Origin of the sequence: Streptococcus suis (assembly GCA_002831545.1) — a bacterium.
Taxonomy (GTDB): domain Bacteria; phylum Bacillota; class Bacilli; order Lactobacillales; family Streptococcaceae; genus Streptococcus; species Streptococcus suis_P.
The window spans coordinates 1,729,343-1,747,061 of sequence record CP025095.1; the positions used below are offsets into that span (position 1 = coordinate 1,729,343).

The 17,719-nt window shown below is 42.2% G+C and carries 14 protein-coding genes and 1 pseudogene; 3 read left to right on the forward strand and 12 right to left on the reverse strand.

From position 1 onward, the window contains the following. Positions 1-57: 57 nt before the first annotated feature. The 4 genes from CWM22_08415 to CWM22_08430 all read right to left on the reverse strand — a co-directional run bounded on the left by CWM22_08415 (position 58) and on the right by CWM22_08430 (position 4,037). Positions 58-606 (reverse strand): hypothetical protein, encoded by a 549-nt coding sequence (locus tag CWM22_08415; protein AUC91913.1) that lies wholly within the window; start codon positions 604-606, stop codon positions 58-60. A 10-nt stretch (positions 607-616) separates the two neighbouring features. Then, on the reverse strand, positions 617-1,060 hold the full coding sequence (locus CWM22_08420) for a hypothetical protein (protein ID AUC91914.1): 444 nt from the start codon (positions 1,058-1,060) through the stop codon (positions 617-619). Between the two features lies 1 nt (position 1,061). Continuing rightward, on the reverse strand, positions 1,062-2,864 hold the full coding sequence (gene pepF, locus CWM22_08425) for an oligoendopeptidase F (GenBank protein AUC91915.1): 1,803 nt from the start codon (positions 2,862-2,864) through the stop codon (positions 1,062-1,064). Between the two features lie 228 nt (positions 2,865-3,092). Beyond that, positions 3,093-4,037 carry a competence protein CoiA gene (locus tag CWM22_08430; GenBank protein AUC91916.1) on the reverse strand — a complete coding sequence of 315 codons (945 nt, stop codon included), beginning with the start codon at positions 4,035-4,037 and terminating at the stop codon, positions 3,093-3,095. 140 nt (positions 4,038-4,177) lie between these two features. Here CWM22_08430 and CWM22_08435 point away from each other — a divergent pair, with 140 nt between their 5' ends. Next, positions 4,178-4,744: an N-acetyltransferase gene (locus tag CWM22_08435; protein ID AUC91917.1), complete on the forward strand. Its 567-nt coding sequence runs from the start codon at positions 4,178-4,180 to the stop codon at positions 4,742-4,744. 30 nt (positions 4,745-4,774) lie between these two features. Here the strand turns inward: CWM22_08435 and CWM22_08440 are convergent, their stop codons facing one another. The 5 genes from CWM22_08440 to CWM22_08460 all read right to left on the reverse strand — a co-directional run bounded on the left by CWM22_08440 (position 4,775) and on the right by CWM22_08460 (position 13,589). Then, on the reverse strand, positions 4,775-6,778 hold the full coding sequence (locus CWM22_08440) for a methionine--tRNA ligase (GenBank protein ID AUC91918.1): 2,004 nt from the start codon (positions 6,776-6,778) through the stop codon (positions 4,775-4,777). 207 nt (positions 6,779-6,985) lie between these two features. After that, the gene (locus tag CWM22_08445) at positions 6,986-7,735 is read right to left on the reverse strand and encodes a hypothetical protein (GenBank protein AUC91919.1); all 750 of its coding nucleotides are present in this window, start codon (positions 7,733-7,735) and stop codon (positions 6,986-6,988) included. Between the two features lie 335 nt (positions 7,736-8,070). Next, positions 8,071-11,169 carry a DEAD/DEAH box helicase gene (locus tag CWM22_08450; protein ID AUC91920.1) on the reverse strand — a complete coding sequence of 1,033 codons (3,099 nt, stop codon included), beginning with the start codon at positions 11,167-11,169 and terminating at the stop codon, positions 8,071-8,073. Then, positions 11,153-12,070: a hypothetical protein gene (locus CWM22_08455; GenBank protein AUC91921.1), complete on the reverse strand. Its 918-nt coding sequence runs from the start codon at positions 12,068-12,070 to the stop codon at positions 11,153-11,155. Before CWM22_08455 ends, CWM22_08450 begins: the two co-directional genes overlap by 17 nt. A gap of 4 nt (positions 12,071-12,074) precedes the next feature. Beyond that, positions 12,075-13,589, reverse strand: coding sequence for a restriction endonuclease subunit M (locus CWM22_08460; protein ID AUC92872.1), 1,515 nt, complete (start codon positions 13,587-13,589; stop codon positions 12,075-12,077). Between the two features lie 481 nt (positions 13,590-14,070). Between CWM22_08460 and CWM22_08465 the strand changes: the two are divergent. After that, positions 14,071-14,264, forward strand: a pseudogene (locus tag CWM22_08465) (hypothetical protein). 442 nt (positions 14,265-14,706) lie between these two features. Here CWM22_08465 and CWM22_08470 read toward each other — a convergent pair. Both CWM22_08470 and CWM22_08475 read right to left on the reverse strand, forming a co-directional pair. Then, complete coding sequence (locus CWM22_08470) at positions 14,707-14,805, reverse strand: putative holin-like toxin (protein AUC91922.1); 99 nt, start codon at positions 14,803-14,805, stop codon at positions 14,707-14,709. 326 nt (positions 14,806-15,131) lie between these two features. Then, on the reverse strand, positions 15,132-15,731 hold the full coding sequence (locus tag CWM22_08475) for a hypothetical protein (GenBank protein ID AUC91923.1): 600 nt from the start codon (positions 15,729-15,731) through the stop codon (positions 15,132-15,134). Positions 15,732-15,844: 113 nt separating this feature from the next. Between CWM22_08475 and CWM22_08480 the strand changes: the two genes are divergently transcribed. Beyond that, on the forward strand, positions 15,845-16,726 hold the full coding sequence (locus CWM22_08480; GenBank protein ID AUC91924.1) for a CPBP family intramembrane metalloprotease domain-containing protein: 882 nt from the start codon (positions 15,845-15,847) through the stop codon (positions 16,724-16,726). Between the two features lie 98 nt (positions 16,727-16,824). Here the strand turns inward: CWM22_08480 and CWM22_08485 are convergent, their stop codons facing one another. Continuing rightward, positions 16,825-17,706 carry a DUF975 domain-containing protein gene (locus CWM22_08485; protein ID AUC91925.1) on the reverse strand — a complete coding sequence of 294 codons (882 nt, stop codon included), beginning with the start codon at positions 17,704-17,706 and terminating at the stop codon, positions 16,825-16,827. Positions 17,707-17,719 lie beyond the last annotated feature (13 nt).

Genomic DNA, 17,719 nt, shown 5'->3' on the forward strand with positions numbered 1-17,719 from the left:
AAGCCGACAAGATTTTCTTCCTCAACACGCTAAAAGGTAGGTTTCCCCACCTTTTCTTTACATATTTTTGGCGTAATCAATTCGATACCCTAAATTTCCAGCTAGTTCTTGAAGTCGAACAAAAGTCGCTTGCTTACTGAAAAAGAGATAGTAACTATCCGTGTCCATATCTACTGCCCCTAGACAAAAGTTTTCATCAAGATATTTGCTATCAACGACTCTTGCCCATTCTGAAATAGAGGCAGCTGGATTTAATCCATCTGAATCCAATTTGAGAGAAATCCCTGCATTGCGGACTTGATGAAGACGGTCAAAAAAGTAGATAAAATCTTCAAGATTATCCTTATAATCACGCACACAAATATAATTAAAATGCTCTAGTAATTTTATCAAGATTAACCAAAGATTTTCCTTTTCAGACTCCCCGACACGGTCCAAGAAATCATCGAATGAATCTGGTTCTAAGATGCGTTCAATAGAGTCTAGAATCTGATTCGGATCACTAGCAAAAACCACATCCCTAAGTTGAAGAAATAGCTCCCTGTCACTATTTGACATGAGGTCTGCCAGTTCAAAAATATCCTGTAGTTGTTCTTCCGTTAACATAATACCTCCATTATGAATTTGAAAAATCCCATCTTACATGTGGTGCTACTTGCTCTACAAAATGGTAAATATCATTAAAATCTGCACCATCAAGCTTATTCAAATTGACAACTGCAAGTAGTGTTCCCTTATTTCCTACGATTCGCAAACGTTTCGACTGATAGCCACGATAGACAGGAGAAACCATGTATCGAATCTCCGCAATCTCTTCTAACGAATGGCGCTGGCGTTCACTCCAAAAGTGTTCTTGAAATTCTAGGTACTGTTTTGTCAAGATAAAAACAGCCTTTTGTTTTCTCAATATATATAAATAAACCAGCAAAGGTTGTAAAAATATCAAATAGACGACACTTCCCATAGATGGCTCAGGTCTGGTCAAACCACCAAGACCGAGCAAGATTAAAACAAGGCTAATCACACCGGGAATGACAATCGAACGTTTATAGGAAATCATATTAGAGGTGCACACCTTTCTCAACGAGAGCTTCTAATTCTTCCAAACGAGCTTCAAATACCTTGAAGGCATCGTTGAGGTAATCTTCCTTGGTCATGTCTACGCCAGCCTTAGCGATGACATTGAGGGAGTAATCTGAGCTACCAGCCTTTAAGTAGTTGAGATAGTTTTCTTTGTCTTCTGGACTGCCGTTGACAATCTTGTTTGCTAGAGCTGATGCTGCTGCGAAACCTGTCGCATATTGATAGACATAGAAATTGTAATAGAAGTGTGGAATACGAGCCCACTCAAACTGGATTTCTGGATTTTCTTCTGCAGAAAGTCCGTAATATTTCTCGTTTGTCTGACCGTACAATTCATTTAGAAAATCAGCCGTCAAGACCTGACCTTCCTGGTCTGCCTTATAGATAGCTTGTTCAAACTCGGCAAATTGGGTCTGGCGGAAGACTGTACCACGGAAACCATCTAGGTAATGGTTGAGAATAGCAAAGCGTTCCTTGTCATCTTCTACTTCTGCCAAGAGTTTTTCAGTCAAAAGATTTTCATTGGTTGTTGAAGCAATTTCTGCCAAGAAGAGGGAATAATGACCATAGACATAGGGTTGAGTCTTACGAGTCAACATAGAGTGAAGAGAATGCCCTGTTTCATGGATAAGGGTGTACATGTTATCCAAGTTATCCTGCCAATTGAGAAGCATGAAGGCGTTGGTATCGTAGGCCCCACCTGAATAGGCTCCTGAGCGTTTTCCTTCATTAACATGGACATCAATCCAGCGGTTTTCGAAGGCTTCTTTTACGATAGCAGAGTAATCTTCGCCGAAGATTTCCAAGGTTTCTTGACATTTTTTAAGAGCATCTTCGTAAGAAATCTTAGTACTAAAATCTGACAATGGTGTGTACATATCGTACATCTTCAAGTCCTCAATCCCCAGGAGTTTCTTACGCAAATTGATATAACGGTGCAAGAGCGGAAGGTGCTTGTTGACTGCCGCCACTAATGTATCGTAAACGGATTCTGGAATGAAATTAGCTGCAAGTGATGCGTGACGAGCTGAGTCGTACTTCCGTAAACGAGCTTTCAGGTTATTGACTTTGACATTAGACTGAAGGGTCTTAGCGTATGTATGCTGGAACTGCTCGTAGGTACCGTACATAGCTTCGTATGCTTCTTGGCGGACATCACGGTTTTTAGACTCCATAAAGTGGATGTAGTTTCCGTGTGAAAGTGGCACCAAGTGACCGTCTTCATCTGCGATTTCTGGGAAACGCAGACTGGCATTGTCCAAGACTGAGAAGGTTTCAGCAGGTGATTCAAAAATCTCGCTGGTTGCTGCCAATACTTCTTCCACCTCTTGTGACAGGACATGGTCCTTAGCCGCTAAAAGTTTTTCAAATTGGTGGCTGTACTGAACAAGAGTAGGCTCTTCTGCCTTAAAGGCCTCCAGCTGCTCTTCAGTAATGGCCATAAATTCAGGCTCATAGAAGGCAAAAGCCTGTGAAAAGGCAGCATACAAGCCCATGGCCTTAGCTTGAAATTCCTGATATTTGCCTTCACGAGTATCTTGGTCGTTCTTCATAGACGCATAGACATAGAGTTTTTCAATGCGACGCATGAGACCGAGTTGCGTTTCGCTAATTTCTAAGAGACTTTTAGCTGAGTCCAGCAAATGACCTGCAAATTCTTTTGTTTTTTCAGTTTCAGCTTGTAAATCTACAAGTTCTGCCTCCCAGGCATCATCGGTTGGGAAAACAGTGGTCAAGTCCCACTGGTATTTTTCTTCAATTTCATGACGTTGTTTAGACATAATTAATCCTCCGTATCCTTTATTCTAACATAAAAAATCCCCTCTTTCCAACGGAAAGTGAGGGCTTATTGGTTACTATTCAACTGGAAAACAATTTTTGCCATTCGCCATCGCAAGTCGCCACTAGGCTAACAAAGTCTACAACCTTCACCAACAGTAGCATGACTAACATAAAATATTGAGCATATTTTCAAAAGTAATATATATACCTCCATCAGCTATCTCTATTTACATTGGTTTTCTATAAATGATAGGTGGATACAAGATTTGTTTTCTCTTATCTTTTGCTTTGTCGTAAAACCGATCAAATGCTTGGTAAATCGGTGTCAGGTCTTGCTTGATTTGGGCAAAGCCAATGGCAGAGCGGGGTAGACGGATGTGGGGATACCATTCTTCTGCCGTCTTTGTCAGCAAATTCTCCCCTCGGCTATAAGACTCTGCCTGCAGGGCTAACCAATTGGGGGATTTGTAATAAAGCTGTTGAGCAATGTAGCGAGGCAAATCCCTATCTAACGGGCAAGTAAGATGCGATAAAGCTTGCTTGGCAAAAGGCAGACGCAAGATTTCCAATAAATTTCCCTCGCCAAATGGAAAAACCTTTGTCAGACAGTGGACCTTACCTCGTAAGTCTTCGTGAATAAGGTGACGAAGACGCAATTCTTTTTTCTCGTCATCCAACTCCCAGAGATGAAACCCCATATTCATACTAAAATACAGAAATTGTTTGTGGAGATTGGTCAGCCGTTCTCCAAGCCAGAGATCCTTTCCCAGAAGCCACAGAACGGCTATACCTGCTTGTTGGTAGGCCATAGTCCGTTCCTGCAAGCGTGAAATAGACAGGCTAGAACACTGGACTTCCAAGGCAAGTTGCTGATTAACCAAGATATCTGCCACCTGCTTGGTTGCAGGAAGATAGGCCTCTAACTCTACTTCTTCCTGACCCTGTAACCACTTATACAAACTGGACTTGAGGGACAGGTGCTGGGCGGACTCATTCTCGGACCAGAAATCACAATCCCGCAGGGTTTGGTGGGCAAAGTGCGAACGCAGAATTTTTCCAGACCGATAGCGGACCTTGCCCGCACAGGCTGGGCAGAAATACTCTTCCTTTTTCACCTCTGGTTTTTCCAAAAGATTGACAGTTTTTCCTTTTTGATCGACGGCTACTAACATAGACTCTCCTTTCCTTATTAGTTCGGAATTTGTGGTAGAATGGTGGAAAGGAGATAGAAAATGACAAAAAAATTTGATAAATGGGAAAAGGACGGCATTAGTTCGGAATTTGTGGTAGAATGGTGGAAAGGAGATAGAAAATGACAAAAAAATTTGATAAATGGGAAAAGGACGGCTTCATTCTGCAGTCCTTTCAAGCGGGCTTTGCGGAGAAGTATTATGAGGACTGTTTTACCAAGCCTTCCGCTGAAATTGATCGCCTGACGGGGAGTTCGGGAACTTATAAGAAAGAGGATGTTGTCAGTTACTACAACCGGATTGTCACTGACCCTAATCGGTTTGATTTTATGCTGATTGCACCCGACGGGACCTTTATCGGCGAGTCGGTTATCAATGAACTGGATAGGGAAAACAGCTCTGCTAACTTCCGTATTGTTATCTTTGACGAGGACTATCTGGGACAAGGTCTGGGCTCTTGGGCAGTTGAGAAAACCAGGGATTTCGCTTTTGAACAAGTCGGCCTGCACCGCTTGGAACTAGAAGTTTTTTCCTTCAATCCGCGTGCCAAGCGTGCCTATGAAAAAGCCGGCTTTCGTTTGGAAGGCGTCAAGCGTGACAGCCAAAAAACAGCAGACGGCTACGCCGACACCCTCATCATGTCTATCTTAGAAGACGAATGGAAAGCACTCAAAAAACCAGCCGACTAGGACTGGTTTTTGTATCTTTTCTAAGCAATCCTACCCAATCTGACTGCCGTTTGGCACAGATGGATCGACTGTTAAGAGTGTTAAATTGTCACCATGTTCGGCTGAGAGGATCATGCCCTGGCTGAGCAAGCCCATCATCTTACGTGGCTTGAGATTAGCAACGATTTGGACTTTCTTGCCGACCAACTCTTGCTCATTTGGATAGTACTTGGCGATACCAGATAGGATTTGACGGTCCTGGCCATCACCTGCGTCCAGACGGAATTTGAGCAGCTTGTCAGAGCCCTCCACCTTGGCTACTTCCTTGACTTCGGCCACGCGGATTTCCACCTTATCAAAGTCCTCGAACTTGATCGCAGCTTTTTCGTTTTTGAGTTCCACGTCAGCTGGGTTCCACTCTTTTTCTTCCTCTTGGGAAATAGCAGAGCTACCACCCATTTGGGCTTGGATATAGGCGATTTCCTCTTCCATATCCAGACGTGGGAAGATAGGCGTGCCTTTTGCAACCACAGTCAAACCAGCTGGAAGGCCTGCAAAATCAAGGTTTTCAAGGTCAAATGCTGTTCCCAAACCAAGCTGTTCCATAATAGCATTAGACGTCGTCATCATGAATGGCTGAATGAGGTGAGCCACCACACGAAGACCTGCTGTCAAGTGGGCCATAACTGCTGCCAACTTGTCACGGTCAGCTTCGTCTTTTGCCAAGACCCACGGAGCTGTTTCATCGATGTACTTGTTGGTACGGGAAATGATATTCCAAACAGCTTCCAGAGCGCGTGGATAGTCAACAGCTTCCATATACTTGTGGTAGCTTGCTAAGTTTTCAGCCACTACTGCTGCCAAGTCCGCATCAAAATCTGTCACGTTGGCAACAAAAGTTGGCACCTGACCACCGAAATACTTGTTAAGCATAGCAACAGTTCGGTTGAGCAAGTTTCCAAGGTCGTTGGCCAGTTCGTAGTTGATACGACCAACATAATCTTCTGGTGTAAAGGTGCCGTCAGAGCCGACTGGCAGACTACGCATGAGGTAATAACGCAGTGGATCCAAGCCGAAACGCTCGACCAACATTTCTGGATAGACTACATTGCCCTTAGACTTGGACATCTTGCCATCTTTCATGACAAACCAACCATGAGCAACCAAGCGGTCTGGCAACTTCATGTCCAACATCATGAGCATGATTGGCCAATAAATAGAGTGAAAACGAAGAATGTCCTTACCAACCATGTGGTAAACTGTTCCATTCCAGAACTTGTCGTAGTTGGCTGTTTCTTCCTGACCATAACCCAAGGCCGTCGCATAGTTGAGTAGAGCATCAATCCAAACATAGACAACGTGTTTAGGATTGGACGGTACAGGCACGCCCCAAGTAAATGATGTCCGAGATACTGCCAAATCTTCCAATCCTGGCTCGATGAAGTTTTTCATGATTTCATTGAGACGACCGTCCGGCTGGATAAAGTCTGGATGAGCATTGAAAAACTCGACCAATTTATCCTGATACTTGCTGAGGCGAAGGAAGTAGGATTCTTCTGAAACCCAGGCAACCTCGTGACCGCTGGGAGCGATACCGCCTGTTACCTTGCCGTTTTTATCTCGGAAGACCTCTTCTAATTGGCTCTCGGTGAAAAATTCCTCGTCTGATACGGAGTACCATCCAGAATACTCTCCCAAGTAAATGTCGTCCTGCGCCAGCAATTTTTCAAAAACAGCCGCCACTACTTCCTCGTGGTAATCGTCGGTCGTGCGGATGAACTTGTCGTAAGAGATGTCTAGCAAGTTCCAGAGCTCTTTAACGCCAACCGCCATGCCGTCAACGTAGGCCTGAGGTGTCAGACCTGCTTCTTTAGCCTTCTCTTCAATCTTCTGGCCGTGCTCATCAAGCCCTGTCAGGTAGAAAACCTCGTGCCCCATGAGACGCTTGTAGCGAGCCAAGACATCGCAGGCAATAGTTGTGTAGGCCGAGCCAATATGGAGCTTGCCAGACGGATAATAAATCGGTGTGGTGATATAAAACGGTGTTTTTGTCATATTTTTTCCTTTCAAATTCAGGGCAAATGAAACCCTGTTATTGACAACATCCTATTTTATCATATTTTCAGCTAAATCACAAAGCGGTTCTAAATACAAGCCGAGTAGAAAGTTAATGTCTATCTTCTCTATAAAATTATAGTTCTGTTCTTGTCAATTGACGAATAGCGAAAAACCGGAACCAGTTTGGAACTGTTTCCGGTGTTCTTATACAATATGGAGCTGTTCAAATACATTTTCCAAATCAGCTATCATTTCTCGATGAAAATCTAAATAATAGGTTTTCTGGTCAGAATCTGGCAGTTTTTCAATATCAGCTAAGATTGCTTGATAACGATGGAGAATTTTCTTACCAGCTTCTTTATCTATCTCGTCAATATTACCAATACCTGCTGCTATTTCATCCAAACTGTCATATTTTGCAAGTACATCCTCGGTCCACTCACGCTTGTCTTTGTTAAGTGTGACAATCTTTTCTGTCAGCCAGTCTTCATAACTTTCCTCTTCTGTCAAAGACTGGCTATTAGCGGCGGTCTTAGTCACTCGGTCGGATTTACTAGGACGAAGGTAATTCCGATAAAACCAGACGGCAAAAAGAATGACGAGAATGATATTGAATGGAAAAACAAAGCTAAGGGTGAACAGTACGGTCAGCCACAAAATCAACTTGAAATCTCTTGCCGCTTTCTCTGCATGTCTGTTCTTCTCCTCCCACTCATCCAATATAGCTTGGGCTTGTGCAGTATAGGTTTCAACCAATTTTGCCAGTCGTACCTTTTTCTCTGGGTCGTCTTCCAGTTCCATTGCCAGATAGGCTTGGTTCATGCGGGCCTTGGCCACCTCATAAGTCTGGACAGTCGCTAAGTATTCCGCATTGCTATTCATCTGATTCAGCAAGCGATCCGTCTGCCCTTTGATAAAAGTCCGATCTCGTGATGTTAATTTACGGTAAGGCATAGCAACCCCTTCCTGTATATCTGAAATATACTACCATTTTACGATAGGTCACATTCTTTTGCAATGTTTCAATATCATTATTTCCTTCTGCCAAACAATAGGTTTAAAATGACAAAACCACCTGCCAATGCGACAATGATTACAGGTGAGGCCCAGAGCAAAATCAAAAACCAAATCAAGAGTTTTTCCATTTGTCTTTTCTCCTACTTCCTACGAAAGAATGTGAAAGCAATCGTTATGGCGATAATGCCCACCAGATAACAAATCGCAAATGTAAAAAATAGAAATGCACCCATATATTTCTCCTTCTCTTGTGAGAAGGATTGCTTGGTAACCTATCCCCTCACGATTTCTAATAATTTTTCATAGGAATCCACCACATCGTACATGTGGTCGTCCGCAATCAAACCTTTTTCTTTCAAGGCTTTGAAGTGGGCCTTGGCACACTCAATTTTTGCCAACTCTGCCCCTTTCAGTTGCAAACTAGACATGGAACCCTTGGTTTCGGCTACAAAATAAACATGCTTAACCGAACCATCTCGAAAGGCAATTGCCCAGTCAGGGTTGTAAGCACCCAGAGGGGTAGAAATCTTAAAATTGCTAGGTAATTTGGTGTAGACCATGACATCTTCAAATTGATCCAACTCTTCTTTGAACTTCCGCTCCGTATCCGAATCAACCTTCACATAATTATAGACGCCTTTTTGCGATTCCAGTATCCGTTTGTCCGACAATTTTCCGCTTTCTGGATTATCCGTAAAAACAGAAGCGTCAAAGGTTTCTTCCAAGATATTGTAGCGGATATGCTCAATCACCTGACTTGCCTTTTGTTCATTGATTAGGCGGCTTGTTCGTTGGATAAATGCCTCAGGGTTATAGGCGAACATGTCAAACTTGCTTGGTGAGATCTGTTTCAGGATATTTGCAACTGTTTTTCGTTTCAACTCCGTGCGACTGGCGATTTCACCCAACAAATCATAGCGGAGTTGAATAGAAGACTTGTCCAATTCAGCCTGACGCTTGCCGTCTTTATTGACCTTGAAATCCAAACCTTGTTCAGCCTTCATTTCCCTAGCCTCAGCCTCTGTAATCATATAGCTTGGCTTTTTGACAAATAGAGCCTCATTGATAACCTTGACCGATTTTTCAATCAACTCCTCATCGTCAAACTCCACATAATAGGTGGACTTGTGATGAATGCTTTCCCACAGACGTTTAAACTCTTGACGGTTGTAGTTGTCAGGATTGATTTCTCTAGCAAAGACAACTTCCGAATCATTTTCACGCTCAATCTGGTAACGATTGGCATCGTAAATCGTTTCTAGAATATCTTTTACAGCCACTTCATAGCCAGCTAGATGTTCAGATAAGGTAAAATGACTTGTTTCTTTTTGTTCAAAGTAAGTGGTGGTCAGATTTCCCTTGCTGTCAATATAATCTTGCTTAATTAACTGGTGTTCAATCTCTTTAGCCACTTCCTTGGTGACAGTCAGTTTTTGACCAGCTTCATTTTCCAAGACCTCGTTGACAAAGAGATCCACTTCCACCTTGCTTGGTCGATCAGCCAAGATTTCCTTTAGTTCTCTTTGCAAGTTCTTGGCAAAGTCCTCGTAGCTTTCATTGGCAATGACGGTCAATTTGTTAATGTTATGAACATCAGCACCTAAAAGTTCCTCATCCTGACGGACACCTTTTTGGTCAACAGCAAGACGCATCCCACGACCAATCTTTTGCCGTTTTTCTGTCTCCGTACCCGTATTTTTCAGAGTACAAATCTGGAAGACATTAGGATTGTCCCAGCCTTCTTTAAGGGCTGAGTGGGAGAAGATAAAGCGTACTGGCTCATCAAAGGACAGCAGACGCTCCTTGTCCTTCATAATCAAATCAAAGGCATCCTTGTCGTTAGATTGATTATTTCTCTTCTCAGTTGCCGATTTGTAATCCACAAACTTGACCTTGTCCGATTTTTTCACCTTATCAACGGAGAAATAACCTGCGTGAACGGGATTGCCTTCCTGATGATTATTTAGATAGTGCCAAAAGTTGCTGCCATGAAGGTTGGGATCTGCCAACAAGGCCTTGACCTGGGCTTCATACTCCTCTTCAAACATCTGGGCATAGGTGCCATTGTAGGCATCATTTTGCTCGTCGTAGCACTTATACTTGGCAACTTCATCGATGAAGAAGAGAGAAAGTACCTTGATGCCTCGTTTATATAGGCCTTCTTCTTTTTGCAGGTGACTGGCAATGGTTTCCCGAATCTGGATACGACGAATGTCATCTTCGTTGGTTTCCCCAATCACTTCGCCCACATGGAGTTTGCGATTGGCACCGATTTGAATGGAATTTTCACCCTCACGCGCATCAAAATGACTCAAGGTCCAACCATCTTGATAGGCTGGAAGATTCCCAGACTCTTCATAGAGGGCAAACGGTTCTTCAACCAGCTTGGTCACTCGTTTGACATCGCCTGACTTGGTCCGCACCTCAAACTCAATCCGAGCTTTAGGGTAACCTGATTTTTGCGGAACCAGTTCTTGCAGATAAAGGTAGCCTTGTGTACCTGTGGTAGAAGTCTGCTCCACGGTCTTAACGGCAATCTTTTTAACCAACTTTTTATTATAAGCGTCCAAGGCATCCAGACGATAAATCATATCGTGCTTGTCCTTATGAGTCGCTGAATAGCGGAGGGTAAATAGGGGCTTGAAGTCCTCCAAGCGTTCTTTAGTCTTTTTCCCCTCAACCGACTGAGGCTCATCAATGATCAAAATGGGATTGGTCGCTGCGATAACATCGATGGGCTTTCTCCAGCGAAAACTTTCCTGCTCGGTGTGAATGCGACGGGCATCTGCTCCAGTGGCATTAAAGGCCTGGGAGTTGATAATCATGACCTGAATGTCCGAGGAATTGGCAAACTTGTCCAGCTCTCCCAAACGGCTAGAGTCATAGACAAAGTAACGTGGTTTCTTGCCGTACTCCATCTGGAAATGGTCTGCCATAATCTCAAAGGACTTGAGCACCCCCTCACGAATGGCGATGCTCGGCACCACGATGATAAACTTGAGCCAGCCATACTGCTTATTGAGCTCCATCAAGGTGCGGATATAGGTATAGGTCTTCCCTGTCCCTGTCTCCATCTCAATGGTCAAATTGTAAGACGGACGACCATCCACTTTTTGGATGGATAGGTTTTCTGAAGGTTTAAGTCCATAGCGGAGCTGCTGACTTCGTACCTGCTGGCTGATAGTATCCTGTGAAAGCTGGATGCGAGCATTGCGGAAACCGATAAAATTCATATCCAGTTCCGCACCTGTACCTTGTCCTTTATCCATGTGGTAATCAAAACCGCTATGTTTGCCCTGACCAGCAAAAACATCCACAACAGAGGCCACCGCATCTAACTGAAATTGCTGCTGCTTAAATTGAAGTTTCATTGGCTACCTCCGTTTCATTATAGCCTGTTAGTAATAAATTTATTGTTAAAAGCGTAACTTGAAATAAATAATCTCGTTGTTTCTCACTTTGTAACGCATCTTGATACACTTCTGTATGCCTAATTTCTGCATTATTTGCTATGGAGGTAATTGAGGTCATGATTGAATCCACAAATGATTGAAACTTCACATGTCCCTCTGACACATTCTCTTGTAATTTTGTAACAGATGCACGGATTTCATCTTGGTTCTGGGCATATAACGATTTTGTACGTTGAAAAGCATCAATAATTTTTTCTAAACCAAGTTTTCTATTGCCCTCTTCATAAGAACAGATCAGTTTCTTTGAGTCTTGAATGAGATTGTCAATACCTGCTTCAACAGCAGGTACAGGTAAATCAAGCAGTTCGTTAAAATCATCTGATACTTTCCTTGAAAAAGTCCCATTATTATCTAAATAGTAGTTTAAATGATTTCGCTCTAACAGTTGATTTACTTCCGCCACAAACTCGTTTCTCTTTACTGTCCCACCAACAAATTTATAACATTCTTTAGAATAAAAATCTGTCCCAATTTCTTCAATATCGGATAGATTCTGAAACAGAAACATAACACTATCAGCAAGCATAGAGATAGGGTACTGTATAAATAGGTCAAATTCAATTTTTGTGCCTCGTCTCATAGGTTGAATATCCGGAATAAATGCACATAACTCTGTATAGAAGTTGTCTCTATCAAGTCCAATCTTAGTTTCAGGTCTATTGTAATCTTCTGATTTTTCATGATAAATTTTAGAAAGTTCTCTAGAGTATTTTGTCACAAAACTATTTAAGACTTGTGACAGTACTGTTCCATTCACCTCATCAGAATATTCAGTATCTGGATAAAATTGATATACCATCACCCTACACCACCTTCACTTTGGTATTTGGTGCTACTTCTTTGAAGATTTGGCCTAGGTTGATTTTGGCTGCGGAGTTGGCGAAAGATTCGTCCTTAAAGACAGCACGGAGTGGCTCTTCTTTGGCAATTTGACGGATGACGCTTTCAGAAATTTCATCTGCAAAGCAGGCAATCAAGGTACCGTCTGCCACATTGTAAATGTCTGTGCCGTCAATCTGGCTTTTCGCAATCGGAAGAGAAAGCTCCATGCCCCATGTCAGCATAATCTGGAAGAGTAGGTCAAGGTCTGTCCGACCATCTTTGATGTTGGAAACACTATCAAATAGGCTTTCTTGGCTAAAGCTGTCTGGTATTTGGCTGACTTCCTTGAAGTTTGAACTGTCTAGCTTATAAGCTCTAAAACCAAAGTCTTGCTTGCCGACGGTTTCTGGATGTTCATCCTGAATCTTTTTAGCTGCCAGACGGATACGTTCGCGAGAAATCTGATCAATGGTTTCATAGCCAGCCTCCTTGGCAGCCGATTTGTCTGCCACCTGCTCATCCAGCGTACAGAGAATGTACTTACGGTTGCCACCGTCTTCAGCGTTCAACTGCATAACTGCATCAGCTGTGGTTGCAGAGCCAGCGAAGAAGTCGAGGACCAGGCCGTCTTTTTCTGAATACAATTGAACAATTTGCTTCATCAAAGGAACTGGTTTTGGATAGGTGAAATAAGCCTTACCATCAAATATTTTTTTCAAGTCTTGGCTTGCAGACTGAGAATGACCGACATCAGCATACTTCCAAATCGTCATTGGTGTTACTGTATTTTTTACCTCTGATAAAAATCTTTTTATCCTAGGCACATTATCTCCATTAGCCCCGAACCAAATACGATTATCAGCAATAAATTCTTCAAATCTTTCTTTACTCAGCAACCAACTTCTCCCGCTTGGAGGAAAAATAGATCTTCCGCTAGGAGAAATTATCTCATAAATATTTGAAGGAACTGCTGGTCCTACTGATAAATCACCACTTGTCCAAGGTCCTCTAACATCATTATCAGGATTTTGGTATCTACTATTTGAGTCTTCGCTTCTAGGTATTCCACGATTAACAGCAAATTCTACATTTTTTGCATATACTAAAATATAATCATGACTTTCTGAAAAATGCTTTTTCAAATTTACAGGCGCAAATGCTCTCTCCCAGATGACATCAGCAACAAAATTCTCCTCCCCAAATATCTCATCACAGATAGCTTTGAGGTTGGCTTGTTCGTTATCGTCAATGGAGATAAAGATAACGCCACTGTCTTTGAGGAGGTTTCGGGCAAGGACTAGGCGGGGGTACATCATATTGAGCCAGTCGGAGTGATAGCGGGCGGAGGATTTTTCATTCTTGGTCAAGCCCACTCGTTGCAAACCGTCCTCATCTCGCAGGTCCATCTGATCTGCCAGCTCTTCCTCGCTCATCTGGAATTTATCCGAGTAGACAAAATCCTTGCCTGTATTGTAAGGTGGGTCGATGTAAATCATATCAATCTTGCCCAGATAAGACTCCTGCAAGACCTTGAGGACTTCAAGGTTGTCCCCTGTTATAAAGACATTTTCAGACTTATCAAAGTCAACACTTTCCTCAAGATCTGGGCGGAGGGTCTGGCTGGTCGGTTTACCTGCCTCCGCAATCGCTCCGCGTTTGCCGACCCAGGTAAACTCATAGGACTCCCGCCCCTCAACAATCTCTCTTGAAAGGAATTGGCGTAGCTTGTCAAAGTCAATGGCTGGACGCAACCTGCCATTTTCATCACTACTTTCTGTCAGAACCTCAGGAAAAAGCTGACCAATCTTTGCAATATTGTCTGATAAAATATCTTTTGAAGTCAGGTCTAACTTTTCAACTTGAGTGTAGTCTCCAAGCTTTTGCTGTGCTGTGCTGTGCTGTGCTGTGCTGTGCTGTGCTCATGGTAATCTCCTTTTCTTAGGCTGTCAAGCCTTTTTTGATGATGTAGATAAAAAATTGTCAAACGATTTTAGTTTGTGGTATAATGGTTTTGAAAAAGGGATTGAGCGGCAACTCAATCCGCCGTATTCGTTTCCTTCCGTTTTCGAGAAACGACCTCAAACAGTCTCCCAGACTGTTTGAGCATTTTAAAGACGGGACGAATGAAGATTACAGTCAACCTGCTAGTTCACTCTGTCAAAGTTTCATAGCGGTTGACTGTCTTTTATTTTTTACGATTGTTAAAAATAAATGTCAGTAGCACGATTAGTAACGTGCCAAACTGAAACATCAGCCCGAGGGCCTCTGCGACAGACATTGCGGCAAACCTTTCTAGTTCGGTACTGCATAGGCACCACCTCCTAAAATAGATTTCCACCCCGCTTTTGGAACTTTTCTACTGTTCTATTATACCATGTTTTTTTACAGAATTCACATGGATTTTAATGCTTACTAAAATTTCATGTAGCATTTGTCAAACGATTTTAGTTTGTGATATAATAAGGGTGAAACGCCAACTCAATCCGCCGTATTCGTTTCCTTCCGTTTTTTGGGAAACGACCTAAACAGTCTCCCAGACTGTTTGAGCATTTTAAAACGGTGGCTCATTTTTAACTATTCAGAAATAGCCGTCACTCCCCAAAGTTTTGACGGCTATTTCTTTTGGTCATCATCTTTGAAGATTTTATAGCACAATCCTATCAAGGCGATGGTAAAACCACCAAAACTCAATAAAGTTTGTACCACTTCAATTGATGATAACCCCGCGTCCGACGTTCAATTTTTGAAACGATATTCTTCAAAAATTGAACTAGTGCGAACCTTAGACAAATCGCTTAGGATTTGTCGTTACTTGATGAGCAAGTTTACTTGTCATCAAGTTTAGGTTAGCCTCTCACTTAGAAAGTAACCACCGTCTTTCTCCTACATCCATTCATGGATACAGGAGCGCTTTTCTACTGTTCTATTATATCATATCGTCCACAGAATTTACTGTGGATTTTTTTGAACCTGTATTCACTTATACTTATAAAGTAATTTTCTATAAGAGATTGTATACCATCTTTAGTCAAGGATTTCTAGCTCTCCATCTCCTCCATATCATAGTCAAAAAGCAGGTCCTGGCAATCCGTAAAGAGCTGACGACGCTTGTCATCATCCACCACCGCGATATCCACTCCCCTATCGTCATAGCAATGATAAATGACTTTTTCCTTACTGGATAGGAAGAATACAGAAGATGAAAGGTAGTTAAAGCCACCATGATCAGCCTTGATAATCTCCCGCAAGAGAGCATTCAAATCTTGGTCAGCGACCGAAAAGAGATAGCGCTCAAAGACTAGCACATCTCCCGTCCAATCCTCCACTTCTATCAACTCAGGCTCAGGGACTTTGTCGAAGTTAAATTTCGATGAAAAATGCCAGAGGTAGGTGTCTATATCCCTATCTTCCTGTCGAAGGAGCGAAAGGAGCACATAGTCGTATTCTGAACTAGCCTGCTCCAAAAGTTCAACCGCACGCGCGTAAGCTCGGTCCAGATAAACTTTCTTAGGAAGGGTTTCAGCCTCCTCTGCAGGCCCAATTTCAAATTTCAAAGCGAGCGGGGTTGCATAGAAAAATGGACCTACCAATTGGTGTTCTCCAAATTGAAAATCTGATAGCCAATCCTGTAATTGCATGATGTATCTCCTTCTATACTTTTGTATCATTATATCACGCTTATCAAAATTCTGTCTAGTTTTCCATAGGAAAATATGATAGACTGGTACTAAACACAAACTAAGAGAAAAATATGAAAACAGCATTCATTTCAGAAAAAGCCAAATCACGCTTTAACCTCAATTTTATCCTATCGCCTATCACAGCACTGGTCTTGATGGCAGTAGCTGAAACAGTTGGTTACTTTGCCTTTATGCCCTTATTTTTCATTTTCATAGATAATGCCTTTGTGACACTCAGTCTTGAATTATTGGCCTTTTCCTTCATCAGTCTTGCCATCATACTCTGGGCAAGATTTGTAGAAAAAAGTCCTTGGCTTGGGCTTGGGATGACAAAAAAAGGAGCCTTCAAAGACTTCATACTTGGATGGGGAATTGGTGCAGCCATGTTGATAACCTGTGTCTTGCTTATGTGGGGATTTGGTGCTATTCAAGTGACTAGTTTTCAATTCTCAGCGAATTTAGTAGGAGAATTTCTTATCCTCGTACTTGCTTGGTCCATTCAAGGCACAGCAGAGGAATTATTGACTAGAGGCTGGATGTTTTCATCCCTAGCTGCCAAGCACAATATCCCTGTCGGTATCCTTGTTTCCTCCCTCTTTTTTACCTTTCTCCATCTTGGTAACGACGGGATTTCCCTCATTCCCCTTCTCGACCTAACACTCTTTGCCATTTTAGCCTGCTTAGTCATGTTAAAAACCGGTAATCTTTGGGTAATAGGTGGTATCCATGCTGCCTGGAATTGTTTCCAAGGAAATGTCTTTGCCTTTCCAGTGAGCGGAACACAGGCTGGCCAAGCCTTTATCTCCGTAATTACAACCGGCCCAGACTGGTTGTCAGGTGGTGCATTTGGTGTGGAAGGCTCAGTTATCAGCCTCCTTATCCAAGCTGGTATGATCACTTGGTTGGTATATGAGCTCTATTTCACATCACCATCAAACCAACATGAACTTTAGCAATGATGATAAAAAATACAGACAAAATCTTGCTGATTACTAAATCCAGCAGAAACTGTCTGTATTTTTATTTCAATGTAGCTGTATAAAATCTATGCTTATCCTAGTTCCGAAGACCAAATGGAATCTACCCTCGAAAGTAACAAAGGATTTTTGGCAATTAAATCCTCATAAAACAGGGCTTGGCAGGTCCAATAATAAGGATAAACATACAAGGCCAACAAACCAAAAGTCAGTAAAATACCGATGAACCAACCAATAAATGACAAGTCAAGCATGAATCGACGCCACTTATTACCTTTCATCAATTGCCAACTTTGTTTGAATAATTTAAACGGAGAAGAATAAATATTATTTTCCAAATGATCATAAAGAAGAAATTGAACCTGACTGAGACCATAATCTACTAATAGACCACAAACCAAGCCAATCACGACTAAGATTACTCCTATTTGAAAATAGGAGGAACTAAAAAATCCTGAAAAATCAGGTTGATAGCCAACCGGAGCCCCAACAATGAAAACTGTACTGAAAAATGAAATACTAAGTAAAGCCATCCCAATGACAGCTGGGAAACCAGCTATATAAATAACGAGCATTTTCAAAAAGGTCGTGACCAGAATAGGTAAAAAATTCTTCCCATCCAGTAGACTAAAACACTCTGAAAAGCTGACCTTGTCTCGCTGCTTTCTTACGACTCTTATGAGTTGAAAACAAGCTGTCACAATTAAACATTGTGCAATAAAATCAAATATGATTGACGGGCCAAGCGATATATAATTGTGACTCCATGTTACCCCATCTTTTACAATGGTACTTCCCCAAAAGACGATACCCGTTCGTCCCCAGATTTGTTTCAAGCCATAGTTAAGCATGCCTGACAGAAATGAAATCAAGACGGGAGCCATAAATAAGGCTAACATTCCCTCTGTATTCTCCCGAATAAGAGTAGCCCTTGCACGAATATCACTATTAGTCATAAGAAAACTCCTT

Excerpts from the sequence above, each read along its gene's own strand:
- CWM22_08415 (AUC91913.1), bottom strand. The coding sequence starts at position 606 with ATGTTAACGGAAGAACAACTACAGGATATTTTTGAACTGGCAGACCTC.
- CWM22_08420 (AUC91914.1), bottom strand. The coding sequence starts at position 1,060 with ATGATTTCCTATAAACGTTCGATTGTCATTCCCGGTGTGATTAGCCTT.
- pepF (AUC91915.1), bottom strand. The coding sequence starts at position 2,864 with ATGTCTAAACAACGTCATGAAATTGAAGAAAAATACCAGTGGGACTTG.
- CWM22_08430 (AUC91916.1), bottom strand. The coding sequence starts at position 4,037 with ATGTTAGTAGCCGTCGATCAAAAAGGAAAAACTGTCAATCTTTTGGAA.
- CWM22_08435 (AUC91917.1), top strand. The coding sequence starts at position 4,178 with ATGACAAAAAAATTTGATAAATGGGAAAAGGACGGCTTCATTCTGCAG.
- CWM22_08440 (AUC91918.1), bottom strand. The coding sequence starts at position 6,778 with ATGACAAAAACACCGTTTTATATCACCACACCGATTTATTATCCGTCT.
- CWM22_08445 (AUC91919.1), bottom strand. The coding sequence starts at position 7,735 with ATGCCTTACCGTAAATTAACATCACGAGATCGGACTTTTATCAAAGGG.
- CWM22_08450 (AUC91920.1), bottom strand. The coding sequence starts at position 11,169 with ATGAAACTTCAATTTAAGCAGCAGCAATTTCAGTTAGATGCGGTGGCC.
- CWM22_08455 (AUC91921.1), bottom strand. The coding sequence starts at position 12,070 with ATGGTATATCAATTTTATCCAGATACTGAATATTCTGATGAGGTGAAT.
- CWM22_08460 (AUC92872.1), bottom strand. The coding sequence starts at position 13,589 with ATGATTTACATCGACCCACCTTACAATACAGGCAAGGATTTTGTCTAC.
- CWM22_08475 (AUC91923.1), bottom strand. The coding sequence starts at position 15,731 with ATGCAATTACAGGATTGGCTATCAGATTTTCAATTTGGAGAACACCAA.
- CWM22_08480 (AUC91924.1), top strand. The coding sequence starts at position 15,845 with ATGAAAACAGCATTCATTTCAGAAAAAGCCAAATCACGCTTTAACCTC.
- CWM22_08485 (AUC91925.1), bottom strand. The coding sequence starts at position 17,706 with ATGACTAATAGTGATATTCGTGCAAGGGCTACTCTTATTCGGGAGAAT.